This window comes from Ruegeria sp. CI1, from assembly GCF_056536925.1.
The window spans coordinates 73,310-99,775 of the sequence record NZ_JBQFQP010000004.1 but is presented as its reverse complement, the minus strand read 5'-3'; the positions used below and the strand labels follow the sequence as shown (position 1 = coordinate 99,775).

Sequence of the window (26,466 nt, the reverse complement as noted above, 5' to 3'; positions counted from 1 at the left end):
AAAGAATCGTCATGACCGAAAAATTCGTTCTTCGCGGTGCGCAGGTTGCCACATTGGATGACGCCGCGACCCCGTATGGGATGATACCGGACGGCGCGGTTGCTGTTGAAGGCGGCAAGATCGCGTGGGTCGGCGCTGCGTCCCTGCTGCCGGACGCGTTCACGGGTTGGCAGGTAGAGGATCTTGGCGGTCGGCTTGTCACGCCGGCCTTGATCGATTGCCACACGCACGTGGTGTTCGGCGGTAATCGCGCGGTCGAGTTCGAGATGCGGCTGAACGGTGCCTCGTACGAAGAAATAGCCCGTGCAGGTGGTGGTATCCTGTCGACTGTGAATGGCACCCGCGCCGCGTCCGAAGATCAGCTGCTCGCTGATGCCCTGCCGCGGGTCGATGCCCTGTTGGCAGAAGGCGTCAGCTGTATCGAGGTCAAGTCCGGTTACGGTCTGGATCAGGAAACAGAGTTGCGCATGCTTCGCGCCGCCCGCCGGATTGAGCAGGTGCGCCCGGTCCGCGTCAAAACCACATTTCTGGGTGCGCATGCGGTTCCGCCCGAATACAAGGGCCGCGACGATGCCTATATCGACGAGGTCTGCATACCGGCCCTGCGTGCGGCCCATGCCGAAGGGCTTGTCGATGCGGTCGACGGGTTCTGCGAAGGGATCGCCTTTGACCCCAGGCAAATCGCCCGTGTTTTCGATACGGCGACAGCGCTGGAATTGCCGGTCAAGTTGCATGCCGAACAGCTCTCGAACCTGGGCGGTGCCGAACTTGCGGCCTCGTATGGCGCGCTATCTGCGGATCATATCGAGTATCTCGACGAAGAAGGGGTGGCCGCGATGGCAAACGCCGGAACCGTCGCGGTGGTCCTGCCTGGGGCGTTCTATACCCTGCGCGAAACACAGGTACCGCCTATCGACCTGTTGCGTCGGTACAAGGTGCCGATGGCATTGGCGACCGATTGCAATCCGGGCTCGTCACCGCTGACCTCGCTTTTGCTGACAATGAACATGGCCTGCACCTTGTTCCGGATGACGCCCGAAGAAACGCTGGCCGGGGCCACTCGTGAAGCGGCCCGTGCATTGGGTCTGAACGACACGGGCACAATCGCGCTCGGTCAGCGGACCGATCTGGCGGTATGGGACGTCGAACACCCCGCCGAACTGGCCTATCGCATCGGCTTCAATCCATTGCACAAACGCATCTTTGGAGGCACTGAATGAGCGTCTTGAAGCTCACTCCGGGCATCGTCACCCTGTCCGAGCTGGCCGAAATCTATTGGAAAGAAACTCCGATCCTGTTGGACGAGGGCTGCAAACTTCAGGTTCAGGCGGCCGCAGCGCGGATTGCCGCGGCCGCGGCGGGGGACAAGGCGGTTTACGGCGTCAATACCGGCTTTGGAAAACTCGCCAGCCTAAAGATTGCGCCCGAGGATACCTCGACCCTGCAGCGCAACCTGATCCTCAGCCATTGCTGCGGTGTGGGCGAAGCTGTTCCGCGTCGGCTTGCTCGGCTGATGATGACGTTAAAGCTGTTGTCCTTTGGCCGCGGTGCATCGGGTGTGCGGTGGGAGCTGATCGAGCTTTTGCAGCAGATGCTGGCGCGTGGCGTCACGCCGGTGATACCGGCGCAGGGTTCGGTCGGAGCATCGGGTGATCTGGCGCCGTTGGCGCATATGACCGCTGTGGTCATCGGCGAGGGCGAAGCGGAGGTGAACGGACAGGTAGCGCCGGGTGCTGAGGCATTGAAATCGGTCGGATTAGAGCCGATTCAGCTTGGTCCGAAAGAGGGGCTGGCCTTTATCAACGGCACCCAATTCTCGACGGCCTTCGCCTTGGCTGGGCTTTTCGAAGCGTGGCGCGCGGCGCAGAACGCGCTGGTGATCGCTGCGGCATCGACCGATGCGATCATGGGATCCACCGCCCCGCTGCAGCCCCAGATTCACGAATTGCGCGGTCACCGGGGGCAGATCGAGGCGGCAGGTGCGATGCGGGTCGTGCTTGAGGGTTCGGAAATCCGCGAAAGCCATCGCGAGGGCGACACGCGGGTGCAGGACCCTTATTGCATTCGCTGCCAGCCGCAGGTGACAGGTGCCGCGATGGATGTTTTGCGACAGGCCGCTGCGACGTTGACCATTGAGGCGAACGCCGCCACTGACAATCCTCTGGTTTTGTCTGACCCCGAAGCCATCGTTTCGGGCGGAAACTTCCATGCAGAGCCGGTTGGCTTTGCCGCGGACATGATTGCCCTCGCCGTTTCAGAAATCGGTGCCATTGCACAGCGTCGTATCGCGCTGATGGTGGACCCGACGTTGAGTTTCGACCTGCCGCCGTTTCTTACACCTAAGCCCGGGTTGAACTCGGGCATGATGATTGCCGAAGTGACCACCGCTGCATTGATGAGCGAGAACAAGCATCTGGCCAATCCCTGTGTCACGGACAGCACGCCGACCTCGGCCAATCAGGAGGATCACGTTTCGATGGCCGCCCATGGCGCGCGGCGGTTGGGGCGCATGGTGAACAACCTCAACTACATTCTGGGGATCGAATTGCTGTGCGCGGCACAGGGCGTGGAATTCCGTTCACCGCTTGCAACCAGCGCCCCACTACAGCGCGTGATTGACCGGGTTCGGGCCGATATCCCGCCCCTGACGGACGATCGCTATCTCGCGCCCGAACTTGAAACTATCAAATCTCTAGTGGCCGCAGGCACGGTTCTGTCCGCCGTCGGTGTCGATATGCCGGAGTTGGTCTGATGCAGGTTTGCGATGTCCTGCGTGGTGACGGCCCCATTGTTCTTGGCCAGCCTCATGGCGGCACCCATGTGCCCGATGACATCGCCGCGCGCCTGAATGAAACCGGGTGCGGGCTGGCAGACACGGATTGGCACATAAACAGGCTCTATTCGGGTCTTTTGACCGATATGACGGTCGTTCAGTCGCATGTTCACCGCTATGTCGTCGACGCCAACCGCGACCCTGCGGGCGTGTCGCTTTACCCTGGTCAGAACACGACCACTCTGGTGCCGCTTACTGATTTCGACGGGCGGGCGATCTGGACCGAAGGGCAGGAGCCATCGGCGGACGAAGTCGAAGAGCGGCGGCAAAAATACCATGCGCCGTATCACGCGGCACTGAGACAGGAGCTGGATCGGGTGCGGGCAAGGCACGGCACGGCGATCCTGTTCGACTGTCATTCCATCCGCTCGTTGATCCCGTTCCTGTTCGATGGCGAATTGCCCGTATTCAATACCGGCACCAACAATGGCGCGACCTGTCATCCGCTGATCGAGAAGGCGGTGATTGGCATAGCATCCTCGGCCACAGGATACAGCTCGGTGCTCAATGGCCGTTTCAAGGGCGGCTGGGCAACGCGCCACTATGGTCGCCCCGAAACAGGCATCCACGCGATTCAGATGGAAATCGCGCAGCGCGCCTATCTGGACGAAACCCCGCCCTGGAGTTGGCGCGAGGACCGTGCCGCAACCCTTCGACCGCATCTGAAAGCGATGCTTGAACACCTCCGCGACCTCGCCCTGTCGGGCGATCTGACCGAAAAAGGAGCCCAGTCATGAGCGATCCGCGCAAGAATACCCGCGACGTCTATCCCCCCACCGGCCCCGAGTTGAATGCAAAAAGCTGGGTCACCGAGGCGCCGCTCAGGATGATGATGAACAACCTGCACCCGGACGTGGCCGAGAACCCGCATGAACTGGTGGTCTATGGCGGCATCGGACGCGCGGCGCGCACCTGGGATGACTTCGACACCATCGTGGCCAGCCTCAAGGATCTTGAAGAGGACGAGACCCTGATCGTCCAGTCCGGCAAACCGATTGCGATTATCCGCACCCACAAGGACGCGCCGCGCGTGCTGATCGCGAACTCCAACATCGTGCCGCACTGGGCCAACTGGGATCATTTCAACGAGCTCGATAAGAAGGGCCTGATGATGTACGGCCAGATGACCGCCGGGTCCTGGATCTACATTGGCACGCAGGGCATCGTTCAGGGCACTTACGAAACATTCGCCGAGGCTGGGCGCCAGCACTATGACGGCAACCTCAAGGGCAAGTGGATACTGACAGGTGGGCTGGGCGGCATGGGCGGAGCACAGCCACTGGCGGCGGTGTTCGCCGGAGCCTGCTGTCTGGCAGTCGAGTGCAACCCGGATAGCATCGATTTCCGCCTGCGTACCAGATACCTCGATGAAAAGGCCGAGACCCTGGACGAGGCGTTGGAAATGATCGACCGCTGGACTAGGGCAGGCGAAGCGAAATCGGTTGGGCTGCTGGGCAACGCCGCCGAGGTTTTCCCCGAGATCTACCGCCGCATGATAGACGGCGGAATGCGTCCTGATATCGTTACCGACCAGACCAGCGCCCATGATCCGGTAAACGGCTATTTGCCTTTGGGCTGGACCATGGCTCAGTGGCGCGAAAAGAGGGAATCAGACCCTAAGTCGGTCGAAAAGGCCGCGCGGGCGTCCATGAAACAGCACGTTGCGGCGATGGTCGATTTCTGGAACGCGGGCGTTCCGACGCTGGATTACGGCAACAACATCCGGCAGGTGGCACTTGATGAAGGGCTGGAAAACGCCTTTGCCTTTCCCGGTTTCGTTCCCGCCTATATCCGCCCGCTGTTTTGCAAGGGCATTGGCCCCTTTCGTTGGTGTGCGCTGTCTGGCGACCCCGAGGATATCTACAAGACCGACGCCAAGATGAAGGAGTTGTTCCCCGAGAACGAGCACTTGCACCGCTGGCTTGACATGGCGCGGGAGCGGATCGCGTTTCAGGGTCTGCCGGCGCGAATCTGCTGGATCGGTTTGGGTGACCGTCATCGGGCGGGTCTGGCCTTCAATGAGATGGTTGCGAGTGGTGAGTTGAAAGCGCCGGTGGTGATCGGGCGCGACCATCTGGATTCGGGCTCGGTTGCCTCTCCCAACCGTGAAACCGAAGCGATGCTCGATGGCTCGGACGCGGTATCGGACTGGCCGCTATTGAATGCCTTGATCAACACCGCGTCAGGGGCGACCTGGGTGTCGCTGCACCATGGTGGCGGCGTCGGCATGGGGTTCAGCCAGCATGCAGGCGTGGTGATCTGCGCGGACGGTACCGAGGATGCCGCGCGGCGGTTGGAGCGTGTCCTGTGGAACGACCCCGCCTCGGGGGTGTGGCGCCATGCAGATGCCGGATACCAGATCGCCAAGGACTGCGCCCGCGAGCACGGACTTCGCCTGCCGCGGATATTGGGCTGAGTTAGGGACTGATCTTACAGGCCGCCCGGGTTTGCCGGGCGGTTTTTCTTGTTCAATCGGTCGATGGAAACACGGCTGTCCGCTTCACCGTGCTGTAGACGAAGCTGGTATCGATCGAGGCAATGCCGCCAATCGGGTGTATGCGATTGCGGATGAAATCCTCGTAAGCGTCCAGCCCCGATACCACGACCCTGAGTTGATAATCGGTAGCGCCTGTCAGGATATGGCACTCGAGCACTTCGTCTATCATCTGGATACGCCGCTCGAACCGCTGCACGTCTTCTTCATTGTGCCGCTCCAGCCGGATGCGGACAAAGACCGTGACTGGCAGACCATAAGTAGTCGGGTCAACATCGGCCATATATCCCCGGATTGCCCCTGAGGACTCGAGAATTCGAACTCGTCTCAGACAGGGTGAGGGCGATAGGTTCACTTCTTCGGCGAGGTCCTGATTGGTCATGCGCCCGTTTTTCTGCAAGGCGCGGATGATTTGGCGGTCTTTGGCGTCCATTTGCGAGTCCATTGGCAGAAAATGCCAAAATAATAACTAAATCTGGCATAATTTGCAATTAATTATCTAGGAGAGTGGTTCATCATGCCTCAAGCACAGATATGAGGTTTGCCATGAGCACGTCCAAGGGATTCGCCACCCGCGCCATCCATCACGCCTATGATCCGCAACAGAACGAGGGTGCGCTGACGCCGCCCTTGCACCTGACATCGACCTTTGCCTTTGAAACCGCCGAAGCAGGCGGTGAAATGTTTGCTGGTGAGCGTGAGGGCCACATCTACAGCCGTATCTCGAACCCGACCTGTGATCTGTTGGAACAACGCATCGCCACGCTGGAAGGGGCCGAGGCCGGTCTGGCACTGAGCAGCGGGATGGGTGCAGTGACGGCCGTCTTGTGGACCCTTCTCAGTCCCGGCGACGAGGTGATCGTCGACAAAACACTTTATGGCTGCACCTTTGCCTATATGCGTCACGGGCTGACCAAATGGGGCGTGACCATCACCCATGTCGACATGACGGATCCCGAGAATCTGCGCAAGGCAATCAGCAGCAAGACCCGCGTGGTTTATTTCGAGACCCCGGCCAACCCGAACATGCGGCTGGTCGACATCGCGGCAGTATCCGAAATAGCACATCAGGCCGGGTCCACCGTAGTGGTCGACAACACCTATGCGACGCCCTATCTGACCCGACCCATAGAATTGGGTGCGGATATCGTTCTGCATTCCGCAACCAAGTATCTCGGGGGTCATGGGGATGTCGTCGCCGGGTTGGTCGCCGGCACCGCCGGGCAGATCAAGGAAATTCGTCTCGTGGGTATGAAGGACATGACCGGCGCGGTCATGGCACCCTTTAACGCGATGCTGATCCTGCGCGGGTTGAAAACGCTGGCGCTGCGCATGGATCGCCATTGCGCTTCGGCCGTCGTGGTTGCCGATTGGCTGGAGGCGCATCCGACAGTATCTGCGGTTCATTTTCCCGGTTTGGAAAGCTTTGCACAGCATGACGTGGCCGAACGCCAGATGGCCAAACCCGGCGCGATGATCGCGTTTGAAATCGAAGGCGGATTGCAGGCGGGAACCACATTGATGAACCGCCTGAAAATGATCCAGCGCGCGGTCTCGCTGGGCGATGCCGAGACGCTCATTCAACACCCGGCCTCGATGACGCATTCTACTTATACGCCAGAGGAACGCGCCGAGCATGGAATCAGCGACGGATTAATCCGTCTTTCGGTAGGGTTGGAAGAGGTCGAGGATATTCTGGCCGATCTGGATCAGGCATTGCCGCGTAACATGCGCTTTGCCGCCGAGTAAGGAGCGCGATCATGACCGCCGATCTGATGCATCTCAAAACCATCGAACAGCGGTTGCTGTGGCTGTCGCACTGGATGATCCATAACGCGAACCACATCCGGCCCAAGACGGATGGGATAAAAATCGGCGGGCATCAGGCCAGCTCCGCCTCGATGGTGTCGATCATGACGGCGCTCTATTTCTCGGCGCTGCGACCCGAGGATCGGGTAGCCGTCAAACCGCATGCCAGCCCGGTCTTTCACGCGATGCAATATCTGATGGGAAATCAGACGCGCGAGAACATGGAGAATTTCCGCGGTTTTGGCGGCGTGCAAAGCTACCCCAGTCGGACCAAGGATGTGGATGACGTCGATTTCTCGACCGGGTCGGTGGGTCTTGGCGTCGGGATCACGGCGCTTGCCTCGCTGGTTCAGGACTACATCAAGGCCAAGGACTGGGGGAACGACGCCATAACCGGGCGCATGGTGGCGCTGGTTGGCGATGCCGAACTGGACGAAGGCAACGTCTATGAGGTTCTGCAGGAGGGTTGGAAGAACGACCTGCGCAATTGCTGGTGGATCATCGATTATAATCGACAGTCGCTGGACGGCATCGTGCGCGAAGGTCTGTTTGAACGGGTCGAAAAGGTTTTCCAAGCCTTCGGCTGGGACGTGGTGCGCGTGAAATATGGCGTATTGCAACGGGCGGCATTTGAAGAAGCCGGCGGCGAACAGCTGAAAGACTGGATCGATGCCTGCCCGAATGCGGTTTATTCAGCCCTGACCTATATGGGCGGTTCTGTATGGCGCCAGCGGTTGATGGATGATCTGGGCGATCAGGGGGATGTGACGGCCCTGTTGAATCGGCGCAGCGATGCGGAACTGGCCGCGCTGATGGAAAACCTCGGCGGCAACTGCGTCGAGACGATGGCCGACACCTTTGCCGCCATTGATCACGACCGCCCGACCTGTTTTCTGGCCTACACGATCAAGGGTTGGGGTACGCCGATTGCGGGTCACAAGGACAATCACGGCGGGCTGATGACCAAGGCGCAAATGGTCGAATGGCAGTCCCATATGGGGGTGCCGGAGGGGCAGGAGTGGGACCCGTTCGCCACCGTCACTGATCCGGCAAGCCTGCGGCGCTTTCTTGCTAGTTCTCCGTTTTTTGCGAAAGGGCCGCGCAGGTACTCCGACGCGCCTCTGCCGGTACCCGGCATCTCGATTGAAACGGGGCGGGAGATGTCCACTCAGGCTGCATTCAGCAAGATCCTGGATGATCTGGCGAAAGGGAATAGCGAACTGGCGTCCCGCATTCTGACCACGTCGCCCGATGTAACGGGAACCACTGGGCTTGGGCCCTGGGTGAACCGGCGCAAGCTGTTTTCACGGCAGGAACAGCGCGATGCATTCATCGAACACCGAATTCCGTCTACCGCGAAATGGAACTTTGCCCCCCAGGGCCAGCATCTGGAGCTTGGAATTGCCGAGATGAACCTGATGCTTCTTCTTGGCGCTGCCGGTCTTTCGCATTCGTTGTTTGGCAAACGGATCATTCCCATTGGAACTGTCTATGATCCGTTTGTCTGCCGAGGACTCGATGCATTGAACTATGCCTGTTATCAGAATGCCCGTTTCCTCATTGTCGGAACTCCTTCGGGGGTCACGCTGGCCCCAGAAGGCGGGGCGCATCAGTCGATCGGCACACCGCTTATCGGTATGTCGCAGGACGGGCTAGCGGCCTTTGAACCTGCCTTTGCCGATGAACTGGCCGTCATCATGCAATGGGCCTTCGACTATCTTCAACGCGATGGCGAAGGCGATCCGGACGAGCGGACATGGTTGCGGGATGAAACTGGCGGGTCGGTTTATCTGCGGCTGACCACAAAGCCGCTGGAGCAGCCCGGAAAGCGTGTCGATGACGCGTTTTTGCAGGGAACGATTGACGGCGCATACTGGCTGCGAAAGCCCGGCCCCAATTGCTCGGTGGTCATCGCCTATCAGGGCGCGGTTGCCGACGAGGCGATTGCCGCTGCAGGTACGATTGGCGAGTTGCGTCGTGATGTCGGTGTGCTGGCCGTAACCTCAGCCGACCGTCTGAACGCCGGATGGACCGCCGCGCAACGCGAACGCGCGCGCGGAAATCCCCACGCCAGATCGCATGTCGAGACGCTCATGGGCGATCTGCCGCGACATTGCACGATCGTCACGGCCATCGACGGCCATCCGGCAACATTGGCCTGGCTCGGGTCAGTCGCTGGTCACCGTACGATTTCGCACGGTGTGGAGCATTTCGGGCAAACCGGCACCATTGGCGATCTGTCCCGGCACTTTGGGATTGACCGGCATTCCTTGGTGAATTCGATCGGGGAACTCACAGACGGGCGCCGACCCGCGCATAGTTTTCGGGTCGCAGGATAGAACGCGAAAATCCGATGCGTCTTTGGAACTGCTAGTGGTGACGGTTCACTCGATGCTGCATCCGTGCACATTGGCGGACGGAGCGGAACATATTCGAGATCATTGAAAACAGGCGGGAACGTCTGGGTGTGGGCATAACAAGCGCTCCAATAACAAATAACTTGCTTTTAGAGTGAGCTTGTCGCGGGATTATGTATGTAATCTCAGTCACATTATGGCGGTTTGTATCGAATAAGTTTACCGTTTCAGGTTCTGATCCTTTGGCAGCACGTTTGAATGAACGTCAGAGTGATCCGAAGACCATTGTTACAGCGCAACCTGGCTGCTGGCGATCAACCAGTCGAAGACCAGGCGTGCCTCTCGTCTCGTTTTTGCCTCTTCCTGAATTTCGACAAAATACCCGTGTGTAGGAGTGATCTGTTCGTCAAACAGACGAGTTACTCGCCCATCTTTCAAATCTTGCTCGATCAGAGGGAGCCAGCCGACAATGGCGCCTTGACCCTGTGCGGCCCCACGTATCAGCACATTTGCGTCTTCGAATACCGCGCCGCGCATCGGCTGGGGTATCTTGATACCCTGTGCGGCAAACCAGTCGATCCAACCCCAGTGGTTGCGCTGATGCAGGATCGGCACCGCAAGCAGGTCCTCGGCACTTGCAAAGGGACCGAACCGGGCAATGAAGCCGGGGCTTGCGACGGCGATCGGTTGCAATTCGATCAGCTTGTGTGCTCCAACCGCCATGTCCTGCAGGCGCTCCCAGCGGATCACAATGTCTGCGTTGTTGCCTGAAAGATCACCAGGGCGATATGTCGGTACAAATTCCAGCTCGACTCCGGAATAGGTTTCCCAGAAATCACTGATCCGCGGCATCAGCCATCTTGCAGTGAATATCGGCCCGGCGGCCACGCGAACAGTTTTGCGTCGTCCCACTCGGAAGCTTTCGACCGCCACTTCGAGCAGGCTGAAAGCTTCTCCTGTCGCAGACGCCAGGCGCTGACCGTCTTCGCTCAGGGTGACGTTGCGCCCCACACGGTGGAAAAGCTTTGTACCCAACTGCTCTTCCAGACCGCGTACATGGTGGCTGATCGCCGTAGCGCTGATCGACAGGGCTTCAGCTGCGGCACGGAAGCTTCCGAGGCGGGCAGCGGCGTCAAAGGCTCTGAGTGCGGGCAGGGACGGAAGCATTCTGTCTACCGATGAGTTCACCTCATCATTTGCTGAGTAAGCTGCCTTTGTAAATAGCGTGACAGCGTGATCATCATTCCTGAGTCTTGCTTGGGAATCATACCCAGATGGTCGAAAATTTACGCAGACGTGGCAGAAAGACTCGCCTTGGGCAGGTCGAAACACCTGAAGGCAACCCTTCTGTCTGGCCAGGTCTTGAAGCCGGAAGATTCAAACCATTGTCGCCGGTTGAAGCGACACTGGTTGAGGAAAGTGCGCTGAACCTGCTGGAAACATTGGGGTTGAGCCAGGCCACTCCGTCAATGATCGACAGAGTGCGGTCTGCCGGAGGTGCCCTGGCTGGCGACGGCAGGCTTTTGTTCCCGCGCGCGCTGGTGAAATGGGCCATCGACGGTGCGCAGCGGGAGTTCGACTTGTGTGGTCAACGCCCCGAAAACGACCTGCGAATCTCTGGCGCGCGCGTGCATATGTCGACCGGGGGCGCGGCGCCGGGGGTGTTCGATCTTGAGACGCAGGCATACCGTCCCTCGACCCTGCGCGATCTCTATGATGCAGCCCGCATCGTCGATCGGATGGAAAACATCCACCATTTCAGCCGACCGGTGGTCGCGCGGGATATCGAAGACCCCGCACTGATGGACCTGAACACGGCCTATGCCTGTCTTGCCGGCACGTCCAAGCACGTGTCCATCTCTATCTCGCAAGCCGAAAACGTTCCCGATATTGCCCGCTTATGCTATCGCGTTGCGGGTGAAGAGGCAGCGTTTCGCGCACGTCCGGTTCTGACCGTCATGGTGTGTCATGTCGTGCCTCCAATGCGGTTTGCTCAGGATGCTTGCGAGGTGCTGGAGGCCGCGATTCTGGCGGGGTTCCCGGTGCAACTGATCAGCGCGGGACAGGCGGGGGCGACAAGCCCGGCGACAATTGCCGGATCGCTGGTGCAGGCGCTGGCAGAAACCTTGGCCGGGCTGGTTTTTGCAAGGCTGGTTGACCCGCAGGCCAAGGCCATCTTTGCCCCCAAACCGCTGGTCGCGGACCTGCGCACAGGTTCGATGAGCGGCGGCGGCGGCGAACAGGCCGTCCTGATGGCCGGGGCGGCACAGATGGGCCGGTACTGGGATCTGCCGACCAGTTCGATAGCGGGGATCACCGACTCCAAGTGTCTGGACGCGCAATATGGCGCGTAAAAGTCTCTGGCGGTGACCCTGGCGGCACATGCCGGGGCGAATATCGTTACCCAGGCAGCGGGCATGATGTCGAGCCTTCTGGGCGTCAGCCATGCGGCCTATGTCAGCGACAACGACCTTTTGGGAAATATCCTGCGCACCATTCGCGGGATCGAGGCGAACCCTGAAAACATTGCCACCGATGTGATTGCCGGAGTGTGCCGCGGCGAAGGACACTATCTTGGCCAACAGCATACGTATAGCCGGATGAAATCCGATTACTTCTATCCGGCTGTCGGTGATCGTCGCTCCCCCACCGAATGGGAAAAGGACGGCGGCAAACGCGTGGGCGACGCGGCCCGGCAAAGAGCTCGCGAGATATTGCACAGTCATTTCCCGGTTCATATCCCCGACGCCTTGGACCGGTGCCTTCACCAAGAATTCGACATTCGCCTGACACGTGCACAGATGGGACGTACCGGATGAGCAACAGGTCACTCAACACCCGCGCCCGCGCGGCGCTTCCCGGCGGGGTCAGCCACGAACTGCGCTTTCGCGATCCTCATCCCATCTATAGTAACAGGGCAAAAGGCGCCGAGAAATGGGATGTCGAGGGGCGGCGTTACATCGACTTCAAGATGGGATCGGCCAGCCAATTGCTGGGCCATGGTCACCCCGATGTCGTGGCTGCGCTGCAAATGCAGGCGGCACAGGCGATTTTCAGCGCCGATTGCCATGAGGGCGAAGTTGAGTGGGCGGATTGGATAAATCGCCTGTTCCCGAGCGCCGAACGCACACGGTTCACCGCTTCGGGGTCCGAAGCGACCATGCTGGCCCTGCGGCTGGGGCGGGCATGGTCAGGCAAGGATCGTATTCTCAGGATCGACGGACATTATCATGGTTGGCATGATCATGCGCTGAAAGGCTCGAAACCGGGCAATCAGCGCGCAACGTCACTTGGCGTTCCCGGCGCGCTCGGCGATTTGATCGAAGTCTGTGCCGCCGATCCGTACGAGATGGAACGCGCGTTGCAGGACGACCGGATCGGTACAGTCATCATCGAGGCATCAGGTGCGAACTATGGTTCGGTTCCCCTGCCCACGGACCGCCTGAAAGCCATGCATGACGTCGCCCGCAAGGCCGGAGCCGTTCTGATCTTTGACGAGATCATAACCGGGTTCCGCTGGTCCCCTGGCGGGCGGCAGGCGCGCGACGGCATCGTGCCCGACCTGACCACGCTGGCCAAGATCGTGACCGGAGGTCTGCCGGGTGGTGCTGTCTGTGGGACCACCGAGATCATGGAAATGATGAACAATACCGCGACCCGTGACGGGCTGTCGCCTCCGGTCAGCCACAAGGGAACGTTTAACGCGTCGCCGCTGATTGCCGCCGGGGCGCTTGCGGCGATGCCGCATCTGGCTAGTGGCGTGGCACAGCGTCAGGCCGATGACATGGCAGCGCGTCTGCGCGACGGGATCAACCGGCTGATGGCAAAGCGGGGGATCACCGGTGTGGCTTATGGCGAAAGTTCGACCTGCCACATGCTGTTCGGGCAGACCGATCCGCTGACCCTGACGCCTGCGGAGATCCGCAGCGTACCGCCCGCGCTGGTCGCCGGGCTGCGCGGTGGCCTGTTGGAGCAAGGCGTCGATCTGATGAGCCACACTTCATGCGTGACCTCCGCCGCTCATACGCCCGACCTGATCGACGAAGCACTGGGTGCATTTGACGTGGTTTTCGCCGCGTTGACACGGGATGGAGTGATCTGATGCCCCTGCCCACACATGCCCGCACGGTCATTATCGGTGGCGGCGTCATCGGCTGTTCCATCGCCTATCATCTGGCCCGCGAGGGGCGGAAGGATATCGTGGTGCTCGAACGCTCCAAGCTGACCTCAGGCACGACATGGCACGCGGCGGGTTTGGTGCGCCGCCTGCGCCCTTCGGCGACGTTAACGCGGCTGATCAACTATTCGATCGACCTCTATCGCGAGTTGGAACGCGAGACCGGGCAGGCCACCGGCTGGACACAGACCGGGTCGTTGACGCTTGCTACCAATCCCGACCGTCTGACCAACATCAAACGGCAGGTGTCGCTTGGCCGCGCATTCGGGCTGAATGCCGAAGTTGTGGATGCCGCCCGCGCCAAGGAGCTTTGGCCTCTGATCCGGGTGGATGATGTAATCGGCGCCGTCTGGTCGCCCGCCGATGGCCGGGTGAACCCGTCGGACGTGGCGCTGGCGCTGTCGAAAGGGGCGCGCGCGCGCGGTGTCCGGATTCATGAGGACTCCCGTGTGACAGGGCTGCGAAAAAAAGCCGGGCGGATCAGCGGGGTCGAGATCGGTGATCATGCAATCGAAGCAGGTGAGGTGGTCATCGCCTGCGGACTCTGGTCGCGTGAGGTGGCGGCCATGGCAGGCGCTCACATGCCGCTCTATGCCTGCGAGCATTTTTACATACTGACCAAGCCGCTGGCAGAGGTTCAGGCGCTGGGCAAGGGCATGCATTTGCCGACACTGAATGATCAGGACGCTTACCTTTATGCCCGCGACGATGTTGAGGGGTTGCTGGTCGGCTCGTTTGAACCTCATGCCAAGGGGCTGCCCCTTGACCGCCTGCCCGCCGATTTCAGCTTTGATCTCTTGGACGAAGACTGGGATCACTTCATGCCGATGATGGAAAACGCCCTGCGCCGCATCCCGGCGCTAGAGCGGGCCGAGGTGCGGATGCTCCTGAACGGCCCCGAAAGCTTTACGCTCGACAGTCAGTTCATGCTTGGGGAAAGCCCCGAGGTGCCCGGCCTGTTCCTGATGGGCGGGATGAACTCCACAGGAATCGCATTGGCAGGCGGTGCAGGCAAGGCGATGGCAGAATGGATTATCGCTGGCGAGCCGACGATGGAGCTGAACGAGGCCGACATCCGCCGTTTTAGCCCGGAAATGAACGTGCTGGGCGCGCTGGAGGCGCGGATACCGGAAGTTCTTGGTCGCCACTACGACAATCCCTATCCCGGTCGCACGATGAAAACGGCGCGTGGGCAGCGGCGGTCGCCCATCCATGCAGGTCTGGCGGCCGCAGATGCCAGGTTCGAGGTACGGGGCGGCTGGGAACGAGCGCTTCATTTTGGCGGCGAGGCGGCGCATCTGCCATTGACGTTCGGCGTGCCGAAATGGCGCGATCAGGTGGGTCGCGAGGTTGACGCCTGCCGAAATGGCGCCGCCGTTCTGGATCAAAGCGCGTTCGGCAAGATAATGGTTCAGGGGCCGGACGCCTGCACGTTTCTCAACCGGCTCTGTGCCGCGCAGATGGATATCGCGGAAGGTCGCCTCGCCTACACCCAGATCCTCAATGCGCGCGGCGGCATCGAAAGCGATCTGACCGTGCAGCGGCATGGGCCCGAGACCTATCTGATGATCGTCGGCGCGGGCGAAGTGGTGCGCGATCTGAAGCGGATGCGCGAGCTGCGTGGTGCGTTCAGGGTAGAATTCACCGATGTGACAAGCGGTTATGCGATCCTGGGACTTGCGGGCGCAAGGGCGCGCGAGGTGCTTCAGGCCACCACAAACACTCTGGTACCGGATATCAAACGCTTTCATTTCGCAACGGTCGAAGTCGGTCTTGCACGCTGCTGGGCAGGGCGGCTCAGCTATACCGGCGAAGACGGCTACGAACTCTACATTCCCGCCGATATGGCAATGGCGGCGCACGAGGCGCTGACAAAGGTCGGTGCTACCCATGCCGGGCTTTACGCCATCGGCAGTTTACGAATCGAGTCGGGCTTTCGTGCCTTCGGGCACGAGCTAACCCCCGGCACCACGTCGCAAGAAGCGGGGCTTGAGGCGTTCTGTGCATTCGGTACCGGATTTGTTGGCGAGGATGCGCTGGCACGCGACGACCCTAACAGACGGATCGTTTCGGTTTTGTTTGATGATCCGGCTGCGATCCCGCTCCACGACGAACCGATCTACTTCGAGGGCCGGGTTGTTGGTCAGATCACCTCGACAGCATGGAGTTACCGTTTTGGGCGTTCGGTGGCGCTGGCCATGGTTTCCGCACCTCTGGAGCGGCTTGCATGCGAGGGCATCGTTGATGGGTTCGAGGTCGAAATTGCCTGCCAGCGTTTTGCGGCCCGGGCCTCCTTGAAGCCCGCCAAGGAGGCGTTCCAATGACCGATGCGCTTCGCACCACGCAGGTGGCAATAATCGGCGGCGGCATCATGGGTGTCGCGGCCCAGTTCCAGTTGGCCGAAAATGGCTGGACCGATACGATTCTGTTCGAAAAGGCGGAGCTGACCAGCGGCTCGACCTGGCATGCAGCGGGGCAGATCGCCCATGCAGTTGGCAGCCGCATCATGGGCTGGATCAACAAGACCTCGATCGAAATCTACAAACGTGCCGAAGCGGAAACCGGCCAGTCGATCGGTTGGCACGAGGTCGGCGGCTTTCGGATCGCCACTACCGACGACGAGGTGGACTGGATGAAATCCATCATGGGGGTCGGCAAGTTGTTGGACCTGCCGATGGAACTTGTCGGACCAGAAGAAGTCGCCAGGGGTAATCCCTTTTACAAGATCAATGACGTCAAGGCTGCGGTCCAGACCTTCGAGGATGGGCATATCGACCCCTCAGGCGTGACGATGGCGCTGGCCGCCGCGACGCGGGCACGAGGAGCCAAGATAGTGCGCCACAACCGGGTGACCGGCGCCAGCCGCAAGGGGGGCATGTGGCTGCTGAGGACCGAAAATGGTGATGTTCTGGCCGAGCATGTGGTTATCGCCGCAGGGTCCTACGCCAATCAGGTGGGCGAGTGGTTCGGGCTCAGAATCCCCTCGGTCTCGTGCTTGCATCACTACTTGGTCACCGACACTGTGCCCGAGTTTCAGGGGCGGCCGGAACTGCCGGTGATGCGCGACAATGCATTTGGCGGTTATGTTCGGCAAGAACAGCAATCGGGGCTGATCGGCATCTACGAGGGTCACACGTGCCCGACGATCTGGGAAATGCCACGGGGTGCGCCGTGGACTGCCGAAAATGAATTGTTCGAGGCGGACTACGACTCGATTGGCGATTTCCTGATGATCGCCCTCGGCAAAATGCCGGTACTGGCCAACCTCGGGATAAAGCGCGTGGTGCGTGGTGCGATCACGCACACGCCCGACGGGGGCATGCTGGTCGGTCCGTCCGGTGCTCCGAATGTCTGGTTGTCCTGCGGATCGTCCATCGGGCTGGCCTGGGGCGGCGGTGCGGGCAAAGTGCTTGCCGACTGGATGGTGCATGGCGCGGCCCAGATCAACACACGCTCGATGGACCCGCGTCGCTATGGCGAATTTGCCAGCGACACCTTCATCATTGAGCGCACCAAAGACGAGTTCATGCGCCGACACGATACGCCATGTCCGGGCAAACAGTTCCAAAGCATGCGCCCGGTCCGGCGTCATCCGCTCTATGACCGGCTGGCCGCCAAGGGTGCGGTGTTTGGTGAAGTCGCAGGATGGGAACGGCCGCGCTATTTCGGAAATGGCGGAGAGGTTGAACAGATCGGCTGGGGCCATCAACCCTGGCATCAAAATGCCAAGGCCGAGGCCAAGGCGACCCGCGCGGCGGCCGGCGTCATCGACCTCTGCGCGTTTGCCCAGTTCGAGATCACGGGCCGGGATGCGGGCGCGCTTCTGGAGCGGTTATCCGCGAACACGATCCCGGCGCGTGACGGGCGGATCAGCTTGAACCACCTGCTCACGCCCATGGGCCAGTTCGAGACCGAGATCACAATCTGGCGCATTGCCAAAGATCGCTATTTTACAGGCTCGCCCATCGCCCGCGCCAAGCCGGACTTCGACTGGATCAAGTCGCATATTCACCCCGGCGAAGACGTGACCATGATCAACCGCTCTGCCGATTGGGGCATGCTGGCGCTTTCCGGCCCGGCCTCGCGGCGTATTCTGTCGGACCTTACCGAGGTCGACCTGTCCAACGCTGCCTTCCCCTGGCTGTCGGGACAGGAAATTTCGGTTGCAGGTATACCCTGTTATGCGCTGCGGGTGTCCTTTGTTGGTGAGCTTGGATGGGAGCTTCACGCGCCTTTCGACCGTATTGGCGAGCTGTACGATGAGCTGTTTGCTGCCGGAGAAAAGTATGGGCTGACCGATCTGGGCTCTTATGCCTTCAATGGTATGCGGATGGAGAAAGCCTTTCGGGCTTCCGGTGAACTCACCACCGATGTCGGCCCGTTCGATGTAGGGTTGGATCGTTTCGTGCGCGCCGAGGGGCGAGATTTCGTTGGCCGTGATGCTCTTTTGGCCCGCAAGCCGGGGTGGGAACTTCTGTACGCCGAGCTTCACGCCGAGGACATCGATATTCATGGTGGTGAGCCGGTGTTGTTGGACGGCAAGCCGGTGGGCCTGACAACTTCGGGCGGATACGGATATTCCGTCGAAAAATCACTCGGTTGGCTTTTCGTCCGCAAGGGAACAGCCCGGTCAGGACTATCGGTGCAGATTCTGAACCGGTCCATTCCCGTCACCATTCACCACGAGGCAATCTTCGACCCACAAAACCTGCGCCCCCGATCCGAGGAGTAAGCCATGGCCACGATCAATGGCGGCGAGGCCGTCTACCGCGTTTTCAAAGCCAACGGTATCGACACCGTCTTTGGGCTTTTGGGTGGTTCGATGCTGGAGCTCTACGACGCGATGTTCCGAGGCGGCGAGATCGCCTATGTGGGTGCGCGGGATGAACGTGCAGCGGGTCACATGGCGGATGCCTGGGCGCGGATGACCGGCAAACCCGGCGTGGTGCTGGGCGCGCAGGCCGGGCCGGGTGTGGTCAACCTTGTCACCGCCGTGGCCGAGGCGCATTTGGCCTATTCTCCGATGGTTGTTATCGCCGGGGCAATCACGCGGTCAGATCAGGCCAAGGACACGTTTCAGGAGGTCGATCAGGTCGCCCTATTCGCACCGATCTGCAAGCGATCTGTCATGGTGACCGATGCTTCCCGGCTGGTCCCGATGCTCGAGGATGCAATCCGGCTGGCCAATTCCGGGCGGCGCGGGCCGGTTGTATTGCATGTTCCGCGCGATCTGTTCGCGGACGAAGTGCCGGCCTTCGATCCGAAACCAGTCAACATCGCCAGACCGGGACCTGCTGCTCCGGAGGATGTGGATGCGATTGCCCGGCTGCTCTCTTCGGCAAAACGCCCTGTTATCTTTGCAGGTGGTGGTTTCAAGTGGAGCAAGGGCCGCGACGTTCTGACCGCGCTGGTGGAAAAGCTGGAGGTGCCGGTTGTTGCTTCGACGGGTCACGCCGATGTCATGCGCCACGGCCATACATGGTTTGCCGGTCAGGCCGGACCGCGTGGCAACTGGGTGGCCAGCCGTCTGACCAAAGAGGCCGATGTGATGGTCGTGCTGGGTGCTCGGCTGGGATTCAACTCCACGTTCCATAGCAACGAATACATAGGGGCTGACACGCGTATCGCGCATGTTGACATTGAAGGTTCTGCAGTGGGGAGGTACTTCCCGGTGGAAGTCGCAGTGCAGGCGGATGCACGCCTGACCGCCGAAGCCTTGACCGCGACCGCATCAAAGCCCGACGCTGATGAGTGGCGCGCTGCCTTCAAGACGGACATGGCCAGCCTTGTTGCGGAACGGGCCAGCGAAGCGCAGATTGCCTCGCGGCCCATGCATCCTCGTCGGGCTTTGGCGGAAATCCGTGCCATGCTGCCTGAGAACGCTATCGTAACGCTCGATACGGGCAACACCTGCCTGCAGGCCGCCGACCGCCTGGCACACTATGCACCCATGTCCCTGATCACGCCGCTGGACTTCGGGCTGGTCGGTTTCGGCTTGGCTGCTGCCATCGGGGCCAAGGCCGCCGCACCGGATCGCCCGGTCGTGGCACTCATGGGCGATGGTGCCATCGGTTATACATTGATCGAAATCCAAACGGCCGTCTCTCACGGATTGCCGATCGTGATTGTCGTTCTCGACAACGAAGCATGGGGGGCCGAGAAAGCCTATCAGCAAGAATTTTTTGGCGGGCGCTTGCTTGGCGCTGAAATCCGGTCGCCACGTTTTGACAAATTTGCTGAACTTTGCGGCGGCAAGGGGATCTGGGTGAACGGCCCGGGCGAGATGGGGCCCGCGCTGGCCACGGCCATTGCCAGCAATGAGACTACGGTTATCCAGGGCAAGATTGATCCCGGCGCACTGATGACGCTGCGCAAGGACCTGTTCAATGCACCGAAAAAGGATTGAAAACATGACGACCTGGGACACCATCATCGTCGGTGCTGGAAATGCAGCCTTTTGTGCCGCGCACGCGGCGCGCGAAAAAGGCGCGAGCGTGCTCATGCTGGAATGCGCCCCCGAGGTCGAGAATGGCGGCAATTCACGCTACACCGCCGGCGCCATCCGGTTCGCCTATGATGGGGTGGACGATATTCGCGCGCTATGTCCGGACCTTTCCGAAGATCAGACCTCCATAACCGATTTCGGAACCTATACGACGGATCAGTTCTTTGACGACATGTTCCGGGTCACCCGTTTTCGCACCGATCCGGCACTATGCGAAAGGCTGGTCACCACCTCGCGCGAGACCATGTTCTGGATGCGAGACAAGGGCATCCGCTTCATGCCCATTTACGGTCGTCAGGCGTTCAAGGTGGACGGACGCTTCAAGTTCTGGGGCGGGCTGACGCTGGAGGCTTGGGGCGGCGGTCCGGGGCTGGTCGATGCGCACGCGACCATTGCACGCGCTGCGGGTGTTGAAATCCGCTATGAAACGCGAGCACTGTCGCTGGTCACCGACGGGCATGCGGTGACCGGCGTCAAGGTACGCCACAGGGGAGAGGTGTTCGAATTGAAGGCCCGCTCGGTCATATTGGCCTCGGGTGGGTTTCAGGCCAGCACCGAAATGCGCACACGCTATCTTGGGCCGGGCTGGGAAATGGCCCGCGTGCGCGGTTCGCGCTTCAACACTGGTGAAGGCATCAAGATGGCGATGGAAATCGGTGCGTCAACCTATGGCAACTGGTCGGGGTGCCATGCGGTCGGCTGGGACTACAACGCACCGGAGTTCGGGGATCTGGATGTTGGCGACGGGTTCCAGAAACATTCCTATCCCTGGGGGATCATGGTCAATGCCACGGGTCGGCGCTTTGTCGACGAAGGCGCGGATTTTCGAAACTATACTTACGCCAAATACGGCCGGGTGATCCTCGAACAGCCCGATCAGTTTGCCTGGCAGATTTTTGACGCAAAGGTCACGCATCTGCTGCGCGACGAGTATCGCATAAAGCGGGTAACCAAGGTGGTGGCCCCGACGCTGGCGGAATTGGCGCAAAAGATTGAGGGCGTTGACACGCGGGCGTTCCTTGACGAGATGGAAACCTACAACGCCTCGGTCGATGCCGACACGCCATTCGATCCCAACGTAAAGGATGGACGCGGAACCAGGGGTTTGGCTGTGCCGAAATCGAATTGGGCTAACACAATCGATCAGGGTCCGTTCGAAGCGTATCAGGTCGGTTGTGGCATTACCTTCACCTTTGGCGGCCTGCGCATTGACCCGGAAACGGCCCAGGTTCTGGACAATGATCTTGCCCCGATTCCCGGACTTTTCGCCGCGGGTGAACTGGTCGGCGGCGTGTTTTTCTTCAACTATCCGGGCGGAACAGGGTTGATCAACGGATCGGTTTTCGGACGTCTCGCGGGGAATGGTGCTGGCGGCCGTTGACACGGCGTTCGCGCCAGAAGTCGCGATCAACGGGGCCTTAACGCTGCATCACCGCGCCCAGCAATTTGGCGACCACCAGAACCAGTACCGCGACCCCGATGGCGAATCCGATACGTGCAATCGGCGACTGGCGTTGCGGAGGCGTGTTCTTGCTGGCAAGTCGAGCAGGCGTTCGTTTTCTTTCCGGCCCCCCCGGCAAGGGACGCGCCAGCAAAAGGTGGTCCATGAATTCGGAAAAATCGAAATCGCCGCAATACTCGCCCTTCAGCGAAGTCGATTTGACGTTGCGGACGAATCTTCTGAGGATGTAATTGCGCGCAGATTGATCCCGCGCCGGATAGAACCCGTCGGGCACGCCGCTGTCATACGTATTCAGCCCGAATCCGGAATCCAGAAACAACTGCCGCACTTTGGGCGAGGCACCGCGCAATGCATCGGCGGTTTTCACATCGCGGAACAGCGCGATCTTGTTGTGCGCCGAATTTTTGTCGATGCCAGTCTGACTCAACAATTCCACGAACTGTTCGTTCTCGAATACCTCATCCGGCATAATCGTAAATATGTCGAAATCGTACCTGAGAGCCATCACAACACTCAATTTTCACCTTTTACCCAACACCGGGAAATCATCAAAACCATTTGCGCCCGGACTATGACACAACTGGGATATTGTCATGTATCAGGGCGCTCTTGCCAATCTCATTGTCGCTTGTTCTAAGTATTTGCGGAATAGGAGCGCCCTATGATTGATATCGCGACACGCGTCTACAATCACAAGTGGAAAATTGATCCGATTGTGCGGTCTTTGATCGACACGGATTTCTACAAACTATTGATGTGTCAGTCAGTGTTTCGAAACAAGCCACAAACAAATGTGGAGTTTTCGCTGATCAACCGGTCGACTCACGTTCCATTGGCCAATCTGATCGACGAGGGCGAGTTGCGCGAGCAACTGGATCATATCCGCTCGCTCAGTCTCAGCCGGGGCGAAAGCACCTGGCTGCGTGGCAATACGTTTTATGGCAAGCGTCAGATGTTCCGCCCGGATTTCATGGAATGGTTCGAAAACCTGCGTTTGCCGCCCTATCACCTTGAACGCAAAGGCGACCAGTACGAACTGACCTTTGAGGGCAAGTGGCACGAGGTCATGCTTTGGGAAATCCCTGCGCTGGCTGTCCTGATGGAACTGCGCTCGCGGGCAGTGTTGAACGATATGCGCCGTTTCGAATTGCAGGTGCTCTATGCCCGCGCCATGACCCGCGTCTGGGAAAAGATTGAGCGTTTGAGAGAGATCAAAGGGCTTGGAATTGCCGATTTCGGCACCCGCCGCCGCCATTCCTTTTTGTGGCAGGACTGGTGTGTTCAGGCAATGATCGAAGGTTTGGGTAAATCCTTTACCGGCACATCCAACTGTCTTATCGCGATGCGCCGCGAAGTCGAGGCAATCGGCACGAACGCACACGAATTGCCGATGGTGTATTGCGCCTTGGCCCAAGATGACGCGGCCTTGGCGCAGGCCCCTTATGACGTGCTAAGCGACTGGCATGACGAGCATGAGGGTAATCTGCGGATCATCTTGCCGGACACTTACGGCACCAAGGGGTTTCTGGAACGCGCCCCCGACTGGCTGGCGGGATGGACCGGTATCCGAATCGACAGCGGTGATCCGGCCAAGGGCGCGGAAATTGCCATCGATTGGTGGAAATCACGCGGCGAGGATCCGACAAAAAAGCGGATCATTTTTTCGGATGGCCTGGACGTAGACAAGATTATCGAATTGCACGCCCGTTTTACCGGGCGGGCCAATGTCTCGTTCGGTTGGGGGACGTTGCTGACCAACGATTTTCGCGGCTTAGTTTCCGGCGACCGGCTTGCCCCGTTCTCTCTGGTTTGCAAGGCGGTTTCGGCCAATGGCCACCCGACGGTGAAACTGTCGGACAATCCAGAAAAGGCGATGGGTCCCAAGGCCGAGATCGAGCGCTACAAGCGGGTGTTCGACGTGGGCCGGCAGGAACCGATCAAGGTCGTGGTCTAGTGGTTAACGGGTTTGCGGCGCAAGCGTCGCTCGCGCCAGATCACCATCAAACCTCCGCCGACAATGAACAGCGCCCCGGGAAACAGGTCTGACCACGGTGTTTCATCAAACACCAGCCATCCCGCGACAAAGGCAAAGGGGATGCCGAAATAGCTGAACGGGGCCAGATTGCTTTGCTCTGTCATCCGGTACGAGACCACAAGACACAAGACGGCGGTGCCGCCGAATGCCCCCATGGCGACGATCCAGATGACGTCCTGGGGGTGGTTGATCGGGGAAAACCCGCCGGCGATGGTGGCAAGGATCAGCGCGCCCAACAAGGCCGATACCACCGAATACAGGTTGAGCAAGGGGCTGGGCACATCCCGGTCCATCAATCGAGCCGACACCCCAGTCAGCGCATACAGAAACGCCGCCCCCAATGGTGCGACCGCATCCAGCGAAAACGTGTCGCTTCCGGGCCTCATGATCAGGATCACGCCGGCAAACCCGATCAGCACGGCCATCCATCGCACGGCCCCGACACGCTCGCCCAGCATCGGTACGGCAAGCGCAGTCATGAAGACTGCATTGGAATAGGTGATGGTGGATGCCGTGGCAAAGGCCAGCTTGCCCAACGAGTAATAGAACAGGAACTGGGCAAAGGTGACGTAAATCCCCCGCATCAGACCCAGTTTCCACTGCCGGATTTTCCAGGGCCTCCCACTTTGTCGCCAGACCGAGGATGACCACAGAGCAATCAACGCGGGAAAAATACCAAAGAAATTGCGATAGGCCGAAAGTTCTGCAGCGGTATACCGGGGCGACAGATACTTGATGATCAATCCCATGACATCGAACAGGACAAGGGCGAGCAGCGACAGGGCGATGGCCAGCGCCACATTGTCCCGGTTGTCGTTCACTGCGAGTGCCTCGACGCCCGGAACATGATCCAGATAGCGGCAAAGATTCCGACGAAGCCGCCGACATAACTTGCATCATGCATCACGCCCGCGCGCAGGAAACCCACCGGCTCGGTGATCGTGGCGGGCAGCTGAATCTGTGACGCCGTCTTGGCGTCGACCGCCATCAACCCGAAAACCCAACCAATGCTGGCAGCAAGCGAAGCCATGAGCAGCACCGCGAATATCGCACGCAGCCCCGCCGACCAGAACATTCTGGCCGAAGACAACAGCAACAGGCCCAGCAAAAAAGGCGGCGAGCCGACCAGAACGCCCATCCACCAGCTTGCCCGCCAACCGACAATCGCAGCGCCGATGCGTGGCGGTGTTTCGGGTGGGATGCCAAACTGAAGGAACTTGAACTGATGGAAATAATCCGGCCCGACCGAATAGGTGACCTGATTGTGCAGCGCGCCAAATATCCCTGCGGCAACGATGGCAACGGCGATCAGCGCCAGGAAAACTCCGATCCTAGCCATGGTAGGCCGCAACCGTTTTCAGTTGCGAAAAGCCATACAACGCCTCGAACCCTTTTTCACGCCCATGACCGGATTTGCCGACGCCACCAAAAGGCAGTTCCACACCGCCACCCGCGCCATAATTGTTGACAAAAACCTGACCCGATCGCAGCCGCTTGGCCAGCCGCATCTGCCGCGCGCCATCACGTGTCCAGATGCTGGCAACCAACCCGTAATCGGTGCCGTTGGCGATCTCCACCGCTTCTTCCTCGGTGTCGAAAGGGATCAGCACCTGAACCGGGCCAAATATTTCGTTCCGGGCCAGTTCATGATCTGAAGGGACTTCAGCAAAAAGCGTTGGCCGCACATAAGCGCCGGTTTCAGGCGCGTGGGCAACAATCTGCCCCTGCGCCGCAATGGTCAGGTCAGCTCCACGAGCCAGAAAACCCTCGACAATCTCCTTTTGCCGGGTCGAGATCAGTGGCCCCACCCGCAGATCCTCGGCGGCTGGTCCGACGGTCAGCTGCTCATAGGCCTCGGCCATGCACGCCCGGACCTGATCATAAATGCCGCGCTGGGCGAGGATGCGGGATGACGCGGAACAGGTCTGGCCCGCATTCTGGATCCCTGCATTGACCAGAAACGGCAAGGCAGCCCCAAGATCGGCATCGTCGAACACAAGCTGGGGGGATTTGCCGCCCAGTTCCAGTGTCACCGGCACCACGTTGCGCCCGGCCGCCTGCTGCACCAGCGCTCCGGTGGCAACCGATCCGGTGAATGAAACATGATGCACGCCCGGATGTCCCGACAGCGCCGCCCCCGCCTCGGCCCCAAGTCCGGGCACCACGTTCAGTGCACCAGCGGGCAACCCGGCCTCGACCGCCAGGTGAGCAAAGGCCAGCGCCGTAAGGCATGCCTCTTCGGCCGGTTTCAACACACAGGCATTGCCCATCGCCAGCGCCGCTCCGACCGAACGCCCGATTATCTGCATCGGATAGTTCCACGGCACGATATGCCCCGTCACCCCATGCGGTTCGCGCAGAGTATAGACGGTGTAGCCATCGAGATAAGGAATGGTTTCCCCCATCACCTTATCCGCCGCACCGCCGTAGAATTCGCAATAACGCGCCAGCGCTACCGCATCGGCCCGTGCTTGCGTCAGCGGCTTGCCCACATCCATCGCTTCAAGCGCAGCCAGTTCGTCTACCCGCTCCAGCACCAGCTGCCCTATCCGCGTCAGGGTGCGACCCCGTTCCAGCGCAGTCATGCGTCCCCATGCGCCATCCAAAGCGCCTTGCGCTGCGCCGACCGCAGTGTCGATATCCGCGCCATTCCCGCGGGCAATCCGGCAGATCTCCAGGCCGTCAGACGGGTTGATCAGCGGCAGGGTCTGGCCGGAGGACGAGGATTGCCATTGACCGCCGATCAGGCAGAGGCCGGGGTCAAACCAGATAGCGTCATTCATCGTGCGGATCC

Annotated in this window: 18 protein-coding genes and 1 pseudogene; 13 read left to right on the top strand and 6 right to left on the bottom strand. The window is 60.1% G+C overall.

Annotation, left to right across the window (positions count from 1 at the left end; genetic code table 11):
• Positions 1 to 11 precede the first annotated feature (11 nt).
• The 4 genes from hutI to hutU are packed head-to-tail and all read left to right on the top strand — an operon-like array spanning position 12 to position 5,249.
• The gene (gene hutI / locus ACR0LZ_RS06015; protein ID WP_480748874.1) at positions 12 to 1,220 is read left to right on the top strand and encodes an imidazolonepropionase; all 1,209 of its coding nucleotides are present in this window, start codon (positions 12 to 14) and stop codon (positions 1,218 to 1,220) included.
• A complete protein-coding gene (gene hutH, locus ACR0LZ_RS06010) occupies positions 1,217 to 2,752 on the top strand; it encodes a histidine ammonia-lyase (RefSeq protein WP_480748873.1) in 1,536 nt (511 codons plus the stop codon). The genes hutI and hutH overlap by 4 nt, the downstream gene beginning before the upstream one ends.
• Positions 2,752 to 3,570, top strand: coding sequence for an N-formylglutamate deformylase (gene hutG / locus ACR0LZ_RS06005; protein WP_480748872.1), 819 nt, complete (start codon positions 2,752 to 2,754; stop codon positions 3,568 to 3,570). Before hutH ends, hutG begins: the two co-directional genes overlap by 1 nt.
• A complete protein-coding gene (gene hutU, locus ACR0LZ_RS06000) occupies positions 3,567 to 5,249 on the top strand; it encodes a urocanate hydratase (protein WP_480748871.1) in 1,683 nt (560 codons plus the stop codon). Before hutG ends, hutU begins: the two co-directional genes overlap by 4 nt.
• Positions 5,250 to 5,301: 52 nt before the next feature.
• On the opposite strand, the gene ACR0LZ_RS05995 is transcribed toward hutU, so the two are convergent.
• Positions 5,302 to 5,760, bottom strand: coding sequence for an Lrp/AsnC family transcriptional regulator (locus ACR0LZ_RS05995; RefSeq protein WP_480748870.1), 459 nt, complete (start codon positions 5,758 to 5,760; stop codon positions 5,302 to 5,304).
• 113 nt (positions 5,761 to 5,873) lie between these two features.
• Between ACR0LZ_RS05995 and ACR0LZ_RS05990 the strand changes: the two genes are divergently transcribed.
• Together ACR0LZ_RS05990 and ACR0LZ_RS05985 are read left to right on the top strand one after the other, a co-directional pair.
• The gene (locus ACR0LZ_RS05990) at positions 5,874 to 7,076 is read left to right on the top strand and encodes a methionine gamma-lyase (protein ID WP_480748869.1); all 1,203 of its coding nucleotides are present in this window, start codon (positions 5,874 to 5,876) and stop codon (positions 7,074 to 7,076) included.
• A gap of 11 nt (positions 7,077 to 7,087) precedes the next feature.
• Positions 7,088 to 9,475 (top strand): 1-deoxy-D-xylulose-5-phosphate synthase N-terminal domain-containing protein, encoded by a 2,388-nt coding sequence (locus ACR0LZ_RS05985; protein ID WP_480748868.1) that lies wholly within the window; start codon positions 7,088 to 7,090, stop codon positions 9,473 to 9,475.
• Between the two features lie 306 nt (positions 9,476 to 9,781).
• On the opposite strand, the gene ACR0LZ_RS05980 is transcribed toward ACR0LZ_RS05985, so the two are convergent.
• The gene (locus tag ACR0LZ_RS05980) at positions 9,782 to 10,660 is read right to left on the bottom strand and encodes a LysR substrate-binding domain-containing protein (protein ID WP_480748867.1); all 879 of its coding nucleotides are present in this window, start codon (positions 10,658 to 10,660) and stop codon (positions 9,782 to 9,784) included.
• A 107-nt stretch (positions 10,661 to 10,767) separates the two neighbouring features.
• Here ACR0LZ_RS05980 and ACR0LZ_RS05975 point away from each other — a divergent pair.
• The 6 genes and pseudogenes from ACR0LZ_RS05975 (at position 10,768) to tcuA (ending at position 21,556) form a co-directional block, all read left to right on the top strand.
• Positions 10,768 to 12,312, top strand: a pseudogene (locus ACR0LZ_RS05975) (trimethylamine methyltransferase family protein).
• Positions 12,309 to 13,595: an aspartate aminotransferase family protein gene (locus tag ACR0LZ_RS05970; protein ID WP_480748866.1), complete on the top strand. Its 1,287-nt coding sequence runs from the start codon at positions 12,309 to 12,311 to the stop codon at positions 13,593 to 13,595. Before ACR0LZ_RS05975 ends, ACR0LZ_RS05970 begins: the two are co-directional and overlap by 4 nt.
• Positions 13,595 to 15,994 carry a GcvT family protein gene (locus ACR0LZ_RS05965; protein ID WP_480748865.1) on the top strand — a complete coding sequence of 800 codons (2,400 nt, stop codon included), beginning with the start codon at positions 13,595 to 13,597 and terminating at the stop codon, positions 15,992 to 15,994. Before ACR0LZ_RS05970 ends, ACR0LZ_RS05965 begins: the two co-directional genes overlap by 1 nt.
• Complete coding sequence (locus tag ACR0LZ_RS05960; protein WP_480748864.1) at positions 15,991 to 18,402, top strand: FAD-dependent oxidoreductase; 2,412 nt, start codon at positions 15,991 to 15,993, stop codon at positions 18,400 to 18,402. The genes ACR0LZ_RS05965 and ACR0LZ_RS05960 overlap by 4 nt, the downstream gene beginning before the upstream one ends.
• 3 nt (positions 18,403 to 18,405) lie before the next feature.
• Positions 18,406 to 20,076, top strand: coding sequence for a thiamine pyrophosphate-binding protein (locus ACR0LZ_RS05955; protein ID WP_480748863.1), 1,671 nt, complete (start codon positions 18,406 to 18,408; stop codon positions 20,074 to 20,076).
• Between the two features lie 4 nt (positions 20,077 to 20,080).
• Positions 20,081 to 21,556, top strand: coding sequence for an FAD-dependent tricarballylate dehydrogenase TcuA (gene tcuA / locus ACR0LZ_RS05950; protein WP_480748862.1), 1,476 nt, complete (start codon positions 20,081 to 20,083; stop codon positions 21,554 to 21,556).
• A gap of 37 nt (positions 21,557 to 21,593) precedes the next feature.
• Here tcuA and ACR0LZ_RS05945 read toward each other — a convergent pair whose 3' ends face one another.
• On the bottom strand, positions 21,594 to 22,142 hold the full coding sequence (locus ACR0LZ_RS05945; protein WP_480748861.1) for a hypothetical protein: 549 nt from the start codon (positions 22,140 to 22,142) through the stop codon (positions 21,594 to 21,596).
• 156 nt (positions 22,143 to 22,298) lie between these two features.
• Between ACR0LZ_RS05945 and pncB the strand changes: the two genes are divergently transcribed.
• Positions 22,299 to 23,591, top strand: a complete 1,293-nt coding sequence (gene pncB / locus ACR0LZ_RS05940; RefSeq protein WP_480748860.1) for a nicotinate phosphoribosyltransferase — start codon at positions 22,299 to 22,301, stop codon at positions 23,589 to 23,591.
• Here pncB and ACR0LZ_RS05935 read toward each other — a convergent pair.
• From ACR0LZ_RS05935 to ACR0LZ_RS05925, 3 genes are read right to left on the bottom strand one after another with little or no spacing between them, the layout of a single operon-like run.
• A complete protein-coding gene (locus ACR0LZ_RS05935) occupies positions 23,588 to 24,493 on the bottom strand; it encodes a DMT family transporter (protein WP_480748859.1) in 906 nt (301 codons plus the stop codon). The genes pncB and ACR0LZ_RS05935 overlap by 4 nt on opposite strands.
• Positions 24,490 to 25,011, bottom strand: coding sequence for a hypothetical protein (locus ACR0LZ_RS05930; protein WP_480748858.1), 522 nt, complete (start codon positions 25,009 to 25,011; stop codon positions 24,490 to 24,492). The genes ACR0LZ_RS05935 and ACR0LZ_RS05930 overlap by 4 nt, the downstream gene beginning before the upstream one ends.
• Positions 25,004 to 26,455, bottom strand: coding sequence for an aldehyde dehydrogenase family protein (locus ACR0LZ_RS05925; protein ID WP_480748857.1), 1,452 nt, complete (start codon positions 26,453 to 26,455; stop codon positions 25,004 to 25,006). The genes ACR0LZ_RS05930 and ACR0LZ_RS05925 overlap by 8 nt, the downstream gene beginning before the upstream one ends.
• Positions 26,456 to 26,466: the final 11 nt, after the last annotated feature.